Raw genomic sequence first — 15,751 nt, 5'->3', positions numbered from 1 at the left:
GAAAAAATATGTAGTATGTTCTTATGGAATGTAACGTTTCACAAGAACATGTAGTGTTGCTGAATTGTCATTCATATGTTTGAAGTGTCCTCTGCCATGCCAGCTGTAATAACATCCGTCTCTACTCGGAATGTATTTACCAAGCGTTCTGTTAAGGTTGTCATTAATTAATATGGAACAGTGATACACATAATTTCCTTCATCAATAGTTCCGGGAGTAACGCCATTCTGTAAAATAAAATTTTTGTTGGCAGCAGTTAGCCTCACAGCCTCATAGTTATTACCTTTAAGCACATAAAAAGAACGGTTTGCATGCTCTTTTCCTTTCCACTCAACATAGCACACGCCCTCTATAAGCTTTCCAGGAACTCTGCGTTCGCTCATATCTGTGCAATAAAACATATCCATCTGTCTCCCAGACTCCATGCCTCCAAAATGAACATATAAATAAGGGTTTAGAAAATTAAAATCAAAGTCGGTATCATATTCTCCAAACCAAGCAGCACTGGATTGGAAGGGTAATAAGATTGAAATTAAAAATAACATTTTACTAAAAATACTTCTCATTTTGTTTTTATCTCCTTATTGTTGAGCACCTATGTTATTTATATTTTTAATTTATGTCAATTGGTTGGTTTTGTCTCGTGTGTTGGCCGTGTTGCTGGGCAAAGCGCAGGGCTTTGCCATCGATAATGGTTTCTCTGCACTCTGCAGTTAAACAGATCCGTTGCTGGCTTTGCCAGTTGTTAAGCGTTATTAAGCAATGATACCCGGCGTAGCTGTGGTTTTAGCCATTGCAAAACATCATCTACGCAGCTGTACACCACCGGTATTACCAGCAGGCTGAGAAAGGTAGAGGTGATCAGGCCGCCAATAACGACAATTGCCATCGGGGCGCGAAAGCTGGGATCGCCGCCCATACCTAAGGCGATCGGCATCATGCCGGCGCCCATGGCAATGGTTGTCATCACTATTGGCCGGGCACGTTTGCGGCAAGCGTCGATAACGGCGTCCCAGCGGTTTAGCTGGTGTTCGCGTCTGGCAATGATGATGTAATCAATCAGCAGAATAGAGTTTTTGGTGGCGATGCCCATTAACATAATTAAGCCAATCATCGCCGGTAACGACAGGGCGGCATTAGTTAAAAACAGCGCCAGAAAGGCACCCGGTACAGAAAGAACCAGCGCGGTAAGGATAGTTAGCGGCTGAATAAAATCTTTTAGTAACAATACCAACACCATATAAATACAGATCACGCCGGTTAACATGGCCACAGCGAAACCGCTGGCGAGTTCACCCATCATTTCAGCGTCGCCCAATGTAGTTTGGAACACACCGGGCGGCAGGGTTTGCAGGCTTGGCAGCGCTAGTACAGCCTGCTCAACCACACCCAGCGGCAGGTTGTTTAGCTCTACTTCAAAGTTAGTATTACGCATCCGGTCAAAACGGGCAATTTCAGCCGGGCCACTGCCTATTTCCAGGCGGGCGACGTTTTCCAGTGCTACCGGACCGCGGGCACCGGGTATGGGTAAGCGTTTAAAGGTGTCAAAGTCTTCGCGGGCGATATCGTTCAGGCGCACTACTACCGGCACCTGGCGTTCACTCAGGTTCAGTTTGGGCAAGTCCTGATCATAGTCGCCGGCGGTGGCAACCCGTAGCGTATCGGCAATGGCCGAAGAGGTCACACCAAGGTCGGCTGCGCGGGCAAAATCAGGGGTAACAATCAGCTCCGGCCTTACCAGGCTGGCCGTTGAGGTAACGGCACCAATGCCCGGGATAGTGCGCAGTTCGCGCTCTACCTGCAGTGCATGTTGCTGTAGAATACGGCTATCTTCGCCAGCCAGCACCAGCATATAGTTTTCGCTTCCGCCCATACCGACTTTAACCCTGGCACCTGGCAAGGTGCTTAACATTTCGCGCAATTGCTGTTCAATTTGTTGTTTATGTAAGCCAGCCCGCTGATGCCGATGGGTAAGGCTAAGCGTCAGTACCGCAGAGCGCACACTGGCGGCTGTGCTGCCTGCGTCATTGAATGCCCCCGAGCTGCTACTGCCAATAGCAGTGTAAACCTGTTTTACATGCTCATTTTGCTGCAGTATCTGGCGTGCCTGTTCAGCCAGGGCGATGGTGTCCTGCAATTTAGTGCCAGGCTGCAGTGTAAGCCTAACCTGGGTTTGCTGATTATCATCTGCCGGCATAAAGGTGCCGGGCAGCACCATTGCCAGCATAATGCCGCCAGCAAAAAATACTGATGCAGCAGCAAGGGTGGTGCTTTTGTGCTGCAAACACCAGTTCACCAGATTAAGGTAGTGGCGGATCCAGCCCGGCTCTGGTTTAACCTGCTGCTGAGGTGAGCGCAGCAGGTACGCAGCCATCATTGGCGTAAGCATGCGGGCCACCAGCAGGGAAAACAGCACTGCTATGGCGGCTGTCCAGCCAAACTGTACGAAGAACTTGCCTATTACGCCGCTCATAAAGGCGGTGGGTAAAAATACCGCTATCAGTGTAAAGGTGGTGGCAACCACTGCCAGACCTATTTCATCGGCAGCTTCCATAGCTGCCTGGTACGGCGTTTTGCCCATTAGCAAGTGGCGCTCGATGTTTTCAATTTCAACGATAGCATCGTCAACCAACACACCAATCACCAAAGATAACGATAATAAGGTGACGGTATTGAGCGAAAAGCCCATCATGTGGATCACCATAAAGGTGGGAATGATAGACAGAGGCAGTGCCAGCGCAGAAATAAAGGTAGCGCGCCAATCGCGTAAGAACAGAAATACCACCAGTACCGCCAGCAAGGCACCTTCATACAATAGCTGCATGGAACCGGCATAATTCTCTGCTACCGGGTCAATCAGGTTAAACACTTCTGTTACGCTGATGTCCGGCCGCTGTGCTTGCAGTTGTTGCAGCGCCGCCCGTACCCCTTCTGCTACTTCAATTTCGCCGTAACCGATGGCGCGGGTGATCTCAAAACCGACCACAGCTTCGCCATTAAGAAAGGCCGCAGAACGTTGCTCAGCCACGGTGTCAGACACTGTGGCTATTTGATCCAGCCGCAGCCTGCGGCCATCAGTTAGTGTAATTTCCATTGCTGCGAATTCTGCAGCCGATTGCACGGTAGCAATGGTTCTTACCGATTGTTCCATACCGCCAAAATGGGCGCGGCCACCGGCGGCTTCCTGCTGTACCAACCGTAACTGGCGTGAAATATCGGCGGCAGTGGTATTGAATGCCAACAGGGCGGCAAAATCCAGATCAACGCGTATTTCACGGTTAACGCCACCCACTCTGCTAATAGCACCTACGCCCCTAACTGCCAGCAGAGTTTTGCTGATATCGTTATCAACAAACCAGGATAAAGCTTCGTTATCCATCTGTGCTGAGCTCAGGCTGTAAGTCAGAATAGGTGAGCCGGACAATTCTTGCTTTTTTATTACCGGATCGCGCAAATCTGATGGCAGATCGGCCCGGATGCGCGATACCGCATCACGCACATCATCAACGGCTTCCTGTATCGGACGCTCCAGCCGGAACTCTACCGAAATACTGGCTTCACCGTCGGTCAGGTTGCTGTAAATATGTTTAACGCCCTGTACGGTAGCCAGAGAGCTTTCGATTTTACGCACTACATCGGTTTCAAGTTGCGACGGAGAAGCCCCTGGTAACTCTACTGTTACGGTAACAGTGGGTAAATCAAGATCAGGTAAATCCTGAACTTTCATCGCGCGAAAACTAATAATTCCGGCAAAGGTCAGCAGAATAAACAGCAGAATAGCCGGCGTAGGGTTACGTATGGCCCAGGTAGAGATATTTAAATTCATTTTATACTCCGGCTACATCGCTTCGTCTGATGAAGCGGTTAGCGCCGCTGTTGTCGCGCTGGGTTTTGCAGATTGCCGTGTGGCAGGCAGGAGGGAGACAACCTGCACCAAATCGCCATCGCCGAGAAAGGCTCCGCCCGTTGCAACTACCTGATCGGCCGGAGTAATGCCGCTGGTAATTTCGACAAAATCAGCAGTACGCCGCCCGGTGCTGACTTTGGTTTGCCTGACGCGGCCATCCGGGCCTACACGCAGCACATAGCTAAACCCATCCCGCAGTTGCACGGCACTTTGCGGCAGTGTTAGTACCTCAGCGGTACCCAGGTCAAACTGGCCGCGGGCAAAGCTGCCGGCCCGGGTGGTGCTATCGGCGGGCAGGTCAACATAGACCAAAGCGTTACGGGTTTGGGTATCGACGACCGGGGCTATCATTCGCAGTGAACCTGTGATGGTGTTACCGCCGGCCGGTGTAACCTGTACCACTTGCCCCGGCTGCAGTTTTGCCAAATCTTGGGAGGACACTTCAGCCCGCCATTCCAGCCGGCTGCCGCGGATCAGCCGGAACAGCTCCTGGCCTACCGGCAACACAGCTCCGACAGTGGCAGCTCTGGCAGAAATTATGCCGTTATCAGGTGCCAGTACCTGCGTTTGTTTCAGGCGTAGGTGTTGTGTATCCAGATTAGCTTGTGCCGATTTAAGCCTGGCCTGTGCGGTTTTCTCTGTGGTGCGGTATTGCTGAATTTGCTGTGCAGACAGCGCGCCGCTGCGTTGCAATTCAATAGCACGCTTTACGTTGTCGGCAGCCTCAGCCAGTACCGCTTCGGCTTCTGCTACGGCAGCCTGGCTCTGGGCCAGTTCTGCCTTAACAGTATCTGCGGCGAAGGTCGCCAGCACCTGGCCACGCTGTACAACATCGCCAACATTTACATTGACTTGTGCCAGCCTTAAGCCGTCGGTTTCATTACCGATAATGGCTTCCTGCCAGGCACTGATACTGCCATTGGCTGATATTGTCAGAGGTAATGCTATAAGTTGCGGTGTTGCCAGGTTAACTGTCAACGTTGGCTTAGCGGCTGCAATGCCGGGGTTGTTTGCTGGCGTATCAGCAGCGATGACTATTGCCGCAGTAATGGCCACCACAAACACTGTGGCTATTAAAACAACCTGATGTGACCTTTTCATATTCTGCTTCCTTATTCGATCGGGCATAGCAGCTATTTTCCGGTAAGTTGTCTTTCAGCAAACTTACTGACACAAAAACAGCAAAAAAAAGTTTTGGTAAGTTTTAAGTAAGTCAGGCGGTGGATGATGGTGGTTCTTTTACATAAATATCATCTGAAAGGAACTGATTTATGCGCTTATGTATCTCAACCCTGCTTTATGTTAAAGCAGCTGCTTTGGTTATGTTGCTTGCGGGCTTACCTTTAACTGTTGCTGCACAGCAACCGGATGAGGGGACTTCATGGGGATTGGGTGTGGCAGCAGGCAGCCGCCAGCAGGCTTACACTGATATTGACCGCAACAACAGAGTACTGCCGATACTAAGCTATGAAAACCGCTATATCCGGGTGGCCGGGCCAGAGTTAGCCGTAAAGTTACCGGGTTATCAGTTTAGCGAGTCGAATAAAATTAATTTCAGTATTCTCGGCAGATACGACTTTACTGACTATAAACAAAGCGATGCGCCAATCCTTAACGGTATGGAAGATCGCGACGGTGGTTTCTGGACCGGAGTTAAAGCAGAATGGCAAAACAGCCTGGTTAATATTAGTGCTGAATATACTACTGAAGTGGTGGGAGACAGCGAAGGTAGCGCAGTTAATTTGGGTTTAGAGAGAACCTGGCATTTTAGACAGCAGTTTACGTTTACTCCGCGGCTGGTAGTGAGCTTACTGGATAAAAAGTATGTTGATTACTACTATGGCGTGCGCGCCAATGAAGTAACGGCTGACCGGGCTTATTATCAGGGGGAGTCGGCAGTAAATTTTGAGGTTGGCGCTCGTGGAGGTTATATGTTTAAACAAAAGCATTTTGTGTTTCTGGATGTTAGCGTTACCAGCCTGGCAGCAGAAATAAAAGACAGCCCTCTGGTAGACAGCTCAACAGAAAACCGGGTGATACTCGGTTATATATACCGTTTCTGATGAACCGCATCCTGTTACTTGAAGATCACGAGCGCTTAGCCCGGCTGATAGGCGAAGGGCTGGCACAGGCTGGTATTGTCGCCGATGTATTTAGCCGCATTGACCATGCCTGGGTAGCTTTACAGCAGGTGCCTTATCAGGCACTGGTGATAGACCGTGGCGTACCGGATGGTGATGGCTTATCGCTGTTGCGGCGTTTACGTGAGGCTGGCAATACTATTCCCTGTCTGGTACTGACTGCGCGCACGGCACTAAATGATCGGGTAGAAGGGCTGGATGCCGGTGCCGATGATTATCTGGCCAAACCCTTTGCCATGGAAGAAATGCTGGCGCGGGTGCGGGCACTACTACGCCGGCCGGCTGAAGTAAGGCCACTGGAACCCCGGTGTGGCGATTTAACCTTGCGCCCGGCTGACAGCCTTATGTGCTGCAATGGTAAAAGCGAGACACTGGCGCAGGCCGAGCTGCAAATTATGCTGTTACTGGTACGCAGATGTAATGAATCTGTGCGCCACAGTGCGCTTGAAGCCGCCGGTTGGGGCTTTAGTGAGGCTGTTACGCCCAACGCACTGGATGTAGTGCTACACCGGCTGCGACGCAAACTGCAGGCCATTGGTTCGCAGCAGCGGATAGTAAATATAAGAGGTATAGGTTATGCGCTTCGTAACGATGCTTCATTTCAATAGTTTACGCCTGCAGGTGCTACTGTCGTATCTCGCCGGGATGATTCTGAGCGTAATATTGCTGGTGTTGGCTGCGGTTTGGGTGTTGCACGATAATACGCTTGCCAGAATGGATCTGGCTGACGCAGCGGCAGGGATATCTGATGATATCAGGTACGACGACAATGGTATGCCGGTTGGATTTGCTGCGAAGGTAGAGGATGTGACCTGGTTGTTTGAAAGTGTCCCGCGTGAAACGGCGTATCGTATACTGGACGAAGCCGGTAATGTGGTGTTGCAATCGGGTACCGGCGAGTCTATCTGGCCTGAGGGCAAAGCGTCACCCAGACCGGTGCGTGGCCTGTTTGATTTTGAGCATAACGGGCTGACTATGCATGGGGCAACTGAGCCAATAATACACAATGGTAAAATCTGGCACTTGCAGCTTACCGCCAGCACAAGATTTATGGAGCTTATGCATCGCCATATTGCCCTGCCGCTGGTGGGAGCGGGTGTTGCGCTGTTTAGCGTGGTGCTGTTGCTTGCTTTTGGTTTGTGTGCTTACATCACGTTGCGCTATACCCTCCGGCCGCTAAAAGAGATATCCCGGTCTGCGTCCACTATCTCTCCTTATTCTCTGGATATTCGTTTGCCGGTTAAAGGGGTGCCAACTGAACTTATCCCGCTGGTAAACAGCTTTAATCAGGCTTTGGAACGTCTGGAACAAGGTTATCGTGTACAGCAGGAGTTTCTGGCCACCGCCGCGCATGAACTAAAAACCCCGCTGGCATTAATCCGCGCCCAGCTTGAATTGATGCCAGAGACAGAACCGCGCAACTGGTTACTGCATGATGTCAGCTATATGTCGCGCCAGGTGCAGCAATTGTTATTGCTGGCAGAGGCCAGTGAACGGCAGAACTATAAGTTTATCCGGGTTAATGTGCCGCAACAGGTAGCAGAGGCAGTTGCTTATTTGCAGCGTATGGCAGACGCCGCACTGGTGCAGCTTAATCTGGAACTGCATGCTTCCGACGTCATATCGCAGGCTGATAAAGGTGCGCTGTTTACGTTGCTAAAAAACCTGCTGGAAAATGCCATACAACATGCACCTGAAAGCAGCACTGTGTCGGTAGATGTGTTCTCAGACAATATTACCGTGCGCGACCACGGCCCGGGCATTGAAGATGCACAATTACCAAAGTTGTTTGACCGCTTCTGGCGCGGTGCACACAAGCGTGATACCGGAGCCGGGCTTGGCCTGACCATTTGCCGTGAAATTGCTCTGGCACATGGCTGGGTGTTATCAGCCCATAAAATGCAACCGGGGTTGATGCTCCGGTTGCAGTTGCAGACAACCAACGGTGTGCCTGTGCACAACGTATAGCTTTTAACTTAAGGGTTATATCCGGATTTCAGCATGAGCACGTTAATTTATCACCTAACAAGCGCGCCTTATTTGCCGTTAACACAACAGGCCGGGCGTGTCCGGCTGGTTAGCCTGCTTATGCTAAGCGTGCTGTCGGCGCTTAGCTTTATGTTTTTGTCAGCATGCGCCTCACTTGAAGAAATTCAGCAGCCGGTAGCAGCGGTAAGTTTTAATGATTACCAGAATGAAACACGCAAAAGCATGTGGCAGCAGCGTAGTTTTCAGTTGCCGGATAAAGAGGCAGAACTGTTTTGGAATGCTCCCCGGCAATGGTGGCCGGTTAACCAGCCTGAGAATATAGCGCCAAAGCGGGGCATTTTGCTGGTACACGGGCTGGGGGATTCGCCATGGTCGTTCCATGACATTGCCCGGGAGCTGGCGGCACAGGGGTTTCTTGTCCGTACTGTTTTACTGCCTGGCCATGGCACTACACCCTATGACATGCTTAGCGCCACTGCCGAACAATGGCAAAATGTGGTTTATCAGCAAGCCAGGGTTTTGCAAGACGATGTGGACGGCGAGATCTTTCTCGGAGGCTTTTCCACAGGGGCTAATCTGGCATTAGAGTACGCCTATCGCCACCCTGATGTGGCCGGGCTGGTATTGTTTTCGCCTGCTTTTAAAACTACATCGCTTGACTGGCTGGCCCCTGTTATTGCCAAAGTGCGGCCGTGGCTAAGATCACCGGAGCAGGGAGATGCCATGCAAACTCCGCTACGTTATCTGAATGTACCGGCAAACGGCTTTGCGCAGTTTTACCGCACCAGTGTTACTGCACGCCGGCTGCTGGACCGCCCATACAACAAACCGGTGTTTATGGTTGTAGCAGAACATGATTCAGTGCTTAATACCCGCTACCTGCTGGATGTATTTCAGCAGCGCTTCGTGCATGCGCAAAGCCGGCTGATATGGTACGGTGCAAAACCAGACAACCTTATCGATGAAAAGCGCATTTTTATCCGCACGGATAAGCTACCGCAAGAGCGTATTAGCCAGTTTTCGCATATGGGTTTGTTGTTTGCACCAGACAATCCGCTATACGGCAGAGAGGGCAGTCAGCGCATCTGTGCAAACGGCCTTAACAGCACCAGGCGGCAGGCTTGTGAGCAAGGGGCTAAAGTGTGGTATTCAGACTGGGGTTATAGTGAGGATGGCAAGATCCACGCCCGCCTGACATTTAACCCCTATTTCGATTGGCAAAATACGGTTATGGCAACTGTGCTGAGTAGTCAAAGCGAGCCGCAGTTCTCTGTTGAGTACATCAGATAAGTAAATAACGGCAAGTTTGCGCTTTCCTGCCTAGCCTCTTAGCGTAACAAACTCTTCTGCACTGGTAGGGTGCAGTGCCACAGTGGCGTCAAAATCAGCTTTGGTGGCACCCATTTTTATGGCGACTGCAAAGCCTTGCAGCACTTCGTCCATACCTTCGCCAATGCCGTGCAGGCCGACGACTTTTTCGTCTTTACCTGTGCATACCAGTTTAAAGCGGCTAAGAGCGCGATGCTCGGTTATGGCGTTATACATAGCAGCAAAGCCAGAGCGGTACACTTTTACATTGGCTGCGCCATACTTTTCAATGGCTTCTGCTTCGGTTAAGCCGATAGTGCCGATAGGCGGATGGCTGAACACTACGGTTGGGATCAATGAGTAATCCATATGTGCATCGGGCATATTTTTATTAAACAGGCGCTCTGCTAATAAACGGCCGGCTTTAACGGCTACCGGGGTAAGCTGTGCTTCGCCGGTAACGTCACCTACGGCATAAATGCCTTTTACATTGGTATTCTGATATTTATCGGTACTGATAAAACCATCTTTATCTGTTGTTACCCCGGCTGCTGCCAGGTTGAGTTTGTCACTGGCAGGTTCACGGCCGATGGCCCAGATTACACAGTCTACGCCGGTAAACTCAACGCCGTTATCACAATGCACGATTAAGTTACCATCGCTGATTTTCTCTATTTTAATCACGTTGGTTTGCTTATGCAGTTTGAGTTTGTCCTGTGTCATCCGCTCAAGCAGCATATCGGTAATGTCAGAGTCAAAACTGCGCAGTGGTTTATCGCCACGTATTAGCAAGTGTGTATCTGTGCCAAGTGCATGCAATACACCGGCAACTTCTACCGCAATATAACCGGCACCTATTACCAGTGCTTTTTTCGGCTGCTCTGTTAAGGCAAAAAAGCCGTCTGAATCTATACCGTGCTCTGCGCCCGGAATATCAGGCAGGACCGGGCGGCCGCCGGTGGCGATGGTAATATGATCGGCAGTAATACGCTCGCCGTTAACTTCAATGGTACGCTCGTCAATAAAGCGGGCAAAACCTTCAATATAAGTTACGCCATTAGTATCAAAGCCTTTGTGATAACTGCCATGAATGCGCTGGATATAAGCTTCGCGGTTTTTTACCAGCGTGGCCCAGTTAAAGCTGTTTTGTGTGATGTCAAAACCATAAGCCGGGCTGTATTTGAGCGCTTCGGCAACATGGGCGCCGTACCACATTACTTTTTTCGGCACGCAACCGACATTTACGCAGGTACCACCGACAGCTTTTGCTTCAATTACTGCAGCAGTGGCACCACGCATAGCCGCACGGTTGGCGCTGGCAATACCGCCGCTGCCGCCTCCAATAGACAGATAGTTAAAATGACGAGACATCAGACAATTCCGCAAAGTAGACATTACTGCGGTTATAGGGGTTAGTGTGGTGTTTTACAAGCCCTGTTGCCAGACTGAGCTATACCGGCGACAGGGCGTAGGGCCGTCGTTACAGCTTTTTTAAATCAATACTGTTGGCCAGCGCTAACATGGTGCTTTGGTTGGCGTTATTGCCGCGCACGGTAATCATGGCGCCGCCTTGGGTGACAAACTGAATTTCCAGGCTATTACCATCTACCCGTTGCACAGCCTGCAGCCCCTGAATTTTGGTTAGTTTGCCGCCTGACATGGCAATCATCGACGGGTTGCTCAGCATCATGGCAAAAGCCTGTAACATGGGCGAATCCATCATCAGTTCAATATCAATGCTGTCACTGTCATTGTAGTAGTTGCGTGAGGCGCTGATACCGCCGCCAAACATCGCTGCTGCGGCTACTTCAGCATTGGCATCCTGCGCCTGCCAACCACTGGGGGCCGGTGGGAAAGCCAGTTTTACCTGCTCGCCTTTTTCCTGGCGGATTAAGGTGCTGGCATAATCCAGCTGAGATATCGCCTGCGACAACTCTCCGGCTTTATAGTGTTTAGTAGCAGCTGCTATGGCTTCGTCTATTTCATTGGCGCTGGCGGTCAGGTTCAGGCAGGTAAATAACAGGCAGCTGACAGCGGTTTTTTGCAGTATTTTCATTTGGGTTTCATTCCTTTGATTAACAAATTTTGCACAGTATAGCCAACAGCATTAGTTACTGCCAATAAGGTCGTTTTAGCATTGACAATAGCGGTGTTTGCCCCAACATTATGACTACTCTTTGTCACTTTGCTTAAGGTTTGCCATGTCTGCTACCCAGAATATCTTGTTATCGTTTGCGGATTTACCGCCGTTTTCCCAGATTACGCCAGAGCAGGTTAAACCTGCGGTTGAGCAGGCTATTGCACAGGCCCGGGCTGCGGTTGAAGCTGCGGTAGCACTGCCGGACGTTAGCTGGCACACACTGATAGAGCAACTGGAACAGGACAGTGGGCGCTTAAGTAAATTGTGGTCGCCGGTGTCGCATATGAACTCGGTAGTGAATACCCCTGAGCTGCGGGAAGCTTATGAAAGCTGCCTGCCATTATTGTCTGAGTACAGTACCTGGCTGGGCCAGCATGAGGGCCTGTACCAGAAGTACCAGCAATTGGCGCAAAGCGGGCAGTACGCGGAGCTAACTGCGGCCCAACAAAAAGTGATTCAAAATGCGCTGCGGGATTTTAAGCTGTCGGGTATTGGCTTATCAGCCGAAAAGAAACAACGCTACGGCGAAATTCAAAGCCGTTTATCCGATTTAAGTTCGCAGTTTTCTAACAACACGCTGGATGCAACCCAGGCCTGGTTTAAACATATTACCAACGCAGCAGCGTTGATGGGGTTACCGGATGATGCCAAACTGGCTGCCGCTGAAGAAGCACAAAGCCGTGGGCTGGAAGGCTGGGTATTTACGCTGGAATTTCCCAGCTACATTGCCGTAATGACTTATGCTGACAAACGTGCACTGCGCGAAGAGCTATACAGCGCCTACTGCACCCGTGCGTCGGATCAGGGCCCGACAGCCGGCCAGTTTGATAACAGCGCTATTATTGAAGAAACCCTGGCACTTAAGCATGAACTGGCGCAATTGCTGGACTTTAACAATGCTGCAGAAGAATCACTGGCAACCAAAATGGCACAAAGCCCGGCGCAGGTGCTGGATTTCCTGCAGGATTTAGCCCGCCGGGCCAGGCCTCAGGCGCAGCAGGATTTAGCCGAGCTAAGTGCGTTTGCCCAAAGCGAATACGGTATAACAGAGTTGGCGGCCTGGGACATTACTTACTATGCCGAAAAGCTGAAACAGGCCAAATACGCTATTTCTGATGAACAGCTGCGGCCATATTTCCCTGAGCACAAAGTGGTAGCTGGTTTATTTACCGTACTTAATAAGCTGTTTGGCGTAGAAGTAAAGCAGCGCAACGGTGTAGATGTATGGCACAGCGACGTTAAGTTTTACGACATTATTGATGCCACAGGCACCTTGCGCGGCAGTTTTTATCTGGATTTATACGCCCGGGCGAAAAAGCGCGGCGGTGCCTGGATGGACGATTGCCAGGGCCGGCGTATTTTGCCCGATGGCAGCGTGCAAACGCCGGTGGCTTATTTAACCTGTAACTTTAATAAGCCGGTGGGTGGCAAGCCAGCACTGTTTACTCATGATGAAGTAGTGACGTTATTCCACGAATTTGGCCACGGCATTCACCATATGCTTACCAAAGTGGATGCAGCCGCTGTAGCGGGTATTAACGGTGTCGCCTGGGATGCAGTAGAGCTGCCCAGCCAGTTTCTGGAAAACTGGTGCTGGCAAAGTGAAGCCCTGGCCATTATTTCCTGCCATTATGAAAGCGGCGAGCCATTACCACAGGACTTGCTGGATAAAATGCTGGCAGCGAAAAACTTTCAGTCGGCAATGTTTCTGGTGCGTCAGCTTGAATTTGCCTTGTTCGATTTTCGTTTACACGCTGAGTATGATCCGGCGCAGGGTGGTCGTGTGCAGCAACTACTGGATGAAGTACGCAATGAAGTGTCGGTTATTATACCGCCGCGCTTTAACCGGTTTCAGCATGGTTTCAGCCATATTTTTGCCGGTGGTTACGCGGCAGGCTATTACAGCTACCTGTGGGCTGAAGTGTTATCTGCGGATGCCTTTGGCCGTTTTGAGGAAGAAGGCATTTTTAATGCCGACACCGGCCGCGATTTTTTACGCTGGATTTTAGAACGCGGCGGCAGTGCCGAGCCAATGGAGTTATTTAAAGGTTTCCGTGGCCGTGAGCCATCTAATGAAGCCTTGCTACGCCATATGGGCATTGCCGGTTAATACCTGCATGGTTAATTTAAACTTAACAATTTATTGCGAATTCAGACCAGCTCTGCCAAGCTGAAGCCGAACGCGGAGGAATAAATATGCGCACTAAGGTATTGATAGCAATCATGGCGGCCTTAACGTTGGCAGCGTGCCAGCAGGGCCAGGCAGGTAGTGATACCACTGCAGAGCGGTTGCCACCCAAACCATTAATAGAACCGATAGACCCAAGCAAAGATCCGGTAAGTGCGGTAAAAGCGAGGAAGCAACAAATGGCAGATGAAGTAAACCTCAGCGCCATGCGGGCTGAAATTATGGCACTGGTTGGCGATGCAAAAGCAGATAATGTTGAACAGTGCCGGGTAGTAGGCTTTGGCAGCAAACCTTGTGGCGGCCCGGCCAGCTACATAGCAGTGTCTACCAAAGGCGGCAATGAAACTGAAATTATGGCTCTGATAGCCAGGTATAACTCTGCTGCCAAAGCAGAGAACGAGCGCATTGGCCTGATGTCTGACTGTGCGGTAGTGCCCAAACCAGCTGTAGTGCTGCAAAACGGCGTTTGTACGCTAAAAGAGGGTGGCGAAACCACAGCCTATTAACCTGCAGCAACGGTTACAATATAAGCATAAAGGCAACCGTTACCGTGTTGCCTTATTTTTTCACTGAAGATGAGTACAACTTTGACTACCGCTGAACCCTTTGATCGTATTTATCAACGTGCCTGTGAGCGCAAAGGCGGCGCTGTAGCGCTTGAAGCTTTGCTGGGGCAAAGTGCCGGCAGCGATGATATCGCCGCCATACCAGACAACCTGCTGCTGGGCGAGCTAACCAAAAAAGTGTTTCAGTCTGGTTTTGTCTGGCGCGTGGTGCGGCAAAAGTGGCCGGGCTTTTGTGAAGTGTTTTTCGATTTTAATATCGAAAAAATGCTGCTGATGAGCGATGAGATGCTTGAGGCTAAAGCCCGTGATGAACGTATTATCCGCAACGCCGGCAAAGTATTTACCATCCGCCACAATGCGATGATGATTGATGATATTGCCCGCAAACACGGCAGCTTCGGCCGCTTTATTGCCGACTGGCCAACATCTGATATTGTCGGTTTATGGGCTTATCTTAAGCAGCATGGCGCCCGTCTGGGTGGCAATACCGGGCCTTATGCGTTGCGGGCTATTGGTAAAGATACCTTTATTTTAAGCACTGATGTTGAAGCTTACCTGCGGGCCACTCACATATTTGATGGCGGCATAAACAGCAAACGCAGTTTAAATCAGATCCAGCAGCAGTTTAATCTGTGGCATAAGCAATCAGGCCGCAGTCTGGCACACATCAGCCAGATTATTGCGTTAAGTGTTGGCGAAAATATTGTTGGTATGCAGCAATAATGCCGCTGAATTTACTACACAGCCCTGAGCTTAATACAGACTATGCTGCCAGCCTCTGTCAGCAGTTTGGTTTAACCTTAGCCACTAAAGCCAGTGGCTGGCACCTGGCCTGGCAGGATAATGCGCTGGTACTGCGCCACACAGAGCTACCCAAACAAGGCGATATATTGGTTGACTTTGCCAGTGGTGCCGCCAGTTACCGGCGCTTGCATGGTGGTGGCAAAGGTGAGGCGATTGCCAAAGCTTGTGGGTTGAACAAAAAACGCGATCTCACCGTATTAGATGCTACTGCGGGCCTGGGCCGGGATGCTTTTGTACTGGCCAGCCTGGGGGCTAAGGTAACCCTGGTTGAGCGTAACCCTGTCGTGGCGGCTTTATTGTTTGATGGTTTACGCCGGGCAGCGGTTATAACGGAACTTAACTGGCTGGGCGAACGTATGCAACTGCTGCATAGCAGTGCATTGGATGCTCTGCAGCAGCATCCGGCAGTTGATGTGGTGTATCTGGATCCGATGTTTCCGCCACGGGATAAAACGGCATTGGTGAAAAAAGAAATGCGCGCTTTTCATGATGTAGTGGGCAGTGATACCGATGCTGATGCCTTACTGGCGCCGGCACTTATGCTGGCGCAAAAACGCGTGGTGGTAAAACGGCCCGGTTATGCTGACTTTTTAGCGCAAAAAGTACCAACAATGTCTGTCAGCGGTAAGAATAACCGCTTTGATGTGTATATTAATGCAGCAATTTAGTGATACTTTTAACAACAGATAAATTAAACAGGGGAAATA

General features: G+C 50.5%; 13 protein-coding genes. 8 read left to right on the top strand and 5 right to left on the bottom strand.

The window, feature by feature from the left end:
* Positions 1-21 precede the first annotated feature (21 nt).
* The 3 genes from J3B89_RS07370 to J3B89_RS07360 form a co-directional block, all read right to left on the bottom strand.
* Positions 22-567, bottom strand: coding sequence for a DM9 repeat-containing protein (locus tag J3B89_RS07370; protein WP_215396868.1), 546 nt, complete (start codon positions 565-567; stop codon positions 22-24).
* Between the two features lie 179 nt (positions 568-746).
* Complete coding sequence (locus tag J3B89_RS07365; protein WP_215396867.1) at positions 747-3,827, bottom strand: efflux RND transporter permease subunit; 3,081 nt, start codon at positions 3,825-3,827, stop codon at positions 747-749.
* A 12-nt stretch (positions 3,828-3,839) separates the two neighbouring features.
* The gene (locus J3B89_RS07360; RefSeq protein WP_215396866.1) at positions 3,840-5,009 is read right to left on the bottom strand and encodes an efflux RND transporter periplasmic adaptor subunit; all 1,170 of its coding nucleotides are present in this window, start codon (positions 5,007-5,009) and stop codon (positions 3,840-3,842) included.
* A 170-nt stretch (positions 5,010-5,179) separates the two neighbouring features.
* Here J3B89_RS07360 and J3B89_RS07355 point away from each other — a divergent pair, with 170 nt between their 5' ends.
* From J3B89_RS07355 to J3B89_RS07340, 4 genes are read left to right on the top strand one after another with little or no spacing between them, the layout of a single operon-like run.
* Complete coding sequence (locus tag J3B89_RS07355; RefSeq protein ID WP_215396865.1) at positions 5,180-5,971, top strand: MipA/OmpV family protein; 792 nt, start codon at positions 5,180-5,182, stop codon at positions 5,969-5,971.
* A complete protein-coding gene (locus tag J3B89_RS07350) occupies positions 5,971-6,657 on the top strand; it encodes a response regulator transcription factor (protein WP_215396864.1) in 687 nt (228 codons plus the stop codon). The genes J3B89_RS07355 and J3B89_RS07350 overlap by 1 nt, the downstream gene beginning before the upstream one ends.
* Positions 6,626-8,017 carry a sensor histidine kinase gene (locus J3B89_RS07345; RefSeq protein ID WP_215396863.1) on the top strand — a complete coding sequence of 464 codons (1,392 nt, stop codon included), beginning with the start codon at positions 6,626-6,628 and terminating at the stop codon, positions 8,015-8,017. Before J3B89_RS07350 ends, J3B89_RS07345 begins: the two co-directional genes overlap by 32 nt.
* 33 nt (positions 8,018-8,050) lie before the next feature.
* Positions 8,051-9,328, top strand: coding sequence for an alpha/beta hydrolase (locus tag J3B89_RS07340; RefSeq protein ID WP_215396862.1), 1,278 nt, complete (start codon positions 8,051-8,053; stop codon positions 9,326-9,328).
* Between the two features lie 30 nt (positions 9,329-9,358).
* On the opposite strand, the gene gorA is transcribed toward J3B89_RS07340, so the two are convergent.
* The gene (gene gorA / locus J3B89_RS07335) at positions 9,359-10,717 is read right to left on the bottom strand and encodes a glutathione-disulfide reductase (protein ID WP_215396861.1); all 1,359 of its coding nucleotides are present in this window, start codon (positions 10,715-10,717) and stop codon (positions 9,359-9,361) included.
* Positions 10,718-10,826: 109 nt separating this feature from the next.
* Entirely contained in the window at positions 10,827-11,402 is a 576-nt protein-coding gene (locus J3B89_RS07330) for a hypothetical protein (protein ID WP_215396860.1), read from the bottom strand.
* A 145-nt stretch (positions 11,403-11,547) separates the two neighbouring features.
* Here J3B89_RS07330 and prlC point away from each other — a divergent pair, with 145 nt between their 5' ends.
* The 4 genes from prlC (at position 11,548) to J3B89_RS07310 (ending at position 15,712) form a co-directional block, all read left to right on the top strand.
* A complete protein-coding gene (gene prlC / locus J3B89_RS07325) occupies positions 11,548-13,596 on the top strand; it encodes an oligopeptidase A (protein ID WP_215396859.1) in 2,049 nt (682 codons plus the stop codon).
* Positions 13,597-13,682: 86 nt separating this feature from the next.
* Positions 13,683-14,180 (top strand): hypothetical protein, encoded by a 498-nt coding sequence (locus J3B89_RS07320; protein ID WP_215396858.1) that lies wholly within the window; start codon positions 13,683-13,685, stop codon positions 14,178-14,180.
* 81 nt (positions 14,181-14,261) lie between these two features.
* Complete coding sequence (locus tag J3B89_RS07315) at positions 14,262-14,963, top strand: DNA-3-methyladenine glycosylase I (RefSeq protein ID WP_215396857.1); 702 nt, start codon at positions 14,262-14,264, stop codon at positions 14,961-14,963.
* Complete coding sequence (locus tag J3B89_RS07310) at positions 14,963-15,712, top strand: class I SAM-dependent methyltransferase (RefSeq protein WP_215396856.1); 750 nt, start codon at positions 14,963-14,965, stop codon at positions 15,710-15,712. Before J3B89_RS07315 ends, J3B89_RS07310 begins: the two co-directional genes overlap by 1 nt.
* The last annotated feature ends 39 nt before the right edge of the window (positions 15,713-15,751 follow it).

The sequence above is a fragment of the Rheinheimera oceanensis genome (assembly GCF_018831085.1).
GTDB classification, from domain to species: domain Bacteria; phylum Pseudomonadota; class Gammaproteobacteria; order Enterobacterales; family Alteromonadaceae; genus Alishewanella; species Alishewanella oceanensis.
Note: the sequence above shows the minus strand (reverse complement) of the source record. Positions and strands in the feature narration are given on the sequence as shown.

What these genes read in the sequence shown, in the direction of transcription:
- J3B89_RS07370 (WP_215396868.1), bottom strand. Translation starts at nt 567, where the DNA reads ATGAGAAGTATTTTTAGTAAAATGTTATTTTTAATTTCAATCTTATTA.
- J3B89_RS07365 (WP_215396867.1), bottom strand. Translation starts at nt 3,827, where the DNA reads ATGAATTTAAATATCTCTACCTGGGCCATACGTAACCCTACGCCGGCT.
- J3B89_RS07360 (WP_215396866.1), bottom strand. Translation starts at nt 5,009, where the DNA reads ATGAAAAGGTCACATCAGGTTGTTTTAATAGCCACAGTGTTTGTGGTG.
- J3B89_RS07355 (WP_215396865.1), top strand. Translation starts at nt 5,180, where the DNA reads ATGCGCTTATGTATCTCAACCCTGCTTTATGTTAAAGCAGCTGCTTTG.
- J3B89_RS07350 (WP_215396864.1), top strand. Translation starts at nt 5,971, where the DNA reads ATGAACCGCATCCTGTTACTTGAAGATCACGAGCGCTTAGCCCGGCTG.
- J3B89_RS07345 (WP_215396863.1), top strand. Translation starts at nt 6,626, where the DNA reads ATGCGCTTCGTAACGATGCTTCATTTCAATAGTTTACGCCTGCAGGTG.
- J3B89_RS07340 (WP_215396862.1), top strand. Translation starts at nt 8,051, where the DNA reads ATGAGCACGTTAATTTATCACCTAACAAGCGCGCCTTATTTGCCGTTA.
- gorA (WP_215396861.1), bottom strand. Translation starts at nt 10,717, where the DNA reads ATGTCTCGTCATTTTAACTATCTGTCTATTGGAGGCGGCAGCGGCGGT.
- J3B89_RS07330 (WP_215396860.1), bottom strand. Translation starts at nt 11,402, where the DNA reads ATGAAAATACTGCAAAAAACCGCTGTCAGCTGCCTGTTATTTACCTGC.
- prlC (WP_215396859.1), top strand. Translation starts at nt 11,548, where the DNA reads ATGTCTGCTACCCAGAATATCTTGTTATCGTTTGCGGATTTACCGCCG.
- J3B89_RS07320 (WP_215396858.1), top strand. Translation starts at nt 13,683, where the DNA reads ATGCGCACTAAGGTATTGATAGCAATCATGGCGGCCTTAACGTTGGCA.
- J3B89_RS07310 (WP_215396856.1), top strand. Translation starts at nt 14,963, where the DNA reads ATGCCGCTGAATTTACTACACAGCCCTGAGCTTAATACAGACTATGCT.